This is a genomic window from Geminicoccus flavidas (assembly GCF_009806515.1).
In the GTDB taxonomy this organism is placed as follows: Bacteria; Pseudomonadota; Alphaproteobacteria; order Geminicoccales; family Geminicoccaceae; genus Geminicoccus; species Geminicoccus flavidus.
This window is the reverse complement of sequence record NZ_WUJP01000465.1, coordinates 1-689: the sequence shown is the minus strand read 5'-3', so window position 1 is coordinate 689 and position 689 is coordinate 1. Positions and strand designations below refer to the sequence as shown.

Sequence of the window (689 nt, the reverse complement as noted above, 5' to 3'; positions counted from 1 at the left end):
AGATGAACACCGATTCCGGGATGGTGCCCGCGGGCGTGTCCAGTTCGACTCCGGCCAGGAAGACCCGCGACAGGTCGCCGAAGAACGCGTTGCCCTCGCCGAACGCGAGCGAGTAGCCCGCGACCATCCAGATCACGCCGAGCAGGCAGGTGGTGGCGAAGGTCTGCATCACCGTGGCCAGCACGTTCATCTGGCGGACCATGCCGCCATAGAACAGTGCGACGCCCGGGATGACCATCAGCAGCACGAGTGCCGTGGAAATCAGCATCCAGGCCGTGTCGCCACTGTCGATCGGCGATACCTCGACCGCTTCCGCGACGGCTTCGGCTGCCGGTGCTGCTTCCTGGGCGAGCGCCGGCACGCTAGCCAGGAGGATCGCCGGCAGAATGGTGAGCAAGGCAGATCGGCGACTCATCGATGATCCTCTATCGAGACGCCGCCCGACCGTCGGACCGGAGGGAGCGGCGTATCTTCGTTCTCGTGTTCCAGGCCGGGATGCGGAAAACGTCGCATCCTCGCCCGAGCCAGAGAGGATCTTTCAAGAAGCGTGCCGAAGCTCGTGGCCGCGGCACAGGCAATGATCAGAAGCCAATGCCTGCCTAAGAAGTAGGCGGGAGCGGATAGGCGATCCGAGCGTTGCCGAAAGAACGTGCACGGGCTTACGCCACCGTCATGATCACGGCGAGCAT

General features: G+C 64.2%; 1 pseudogene. It reads right to left on the bottom strand.

Annotated elements, in window-relative coordinates:
• Positions 1-415 (bottom strand): annotated as a pseudogene (locus EQG76_RS13025) (ammonium transporter); the annotation flags it as partial.
• Between the last annotated feature and the right edge of the window lie 274 nt (positions 416-689).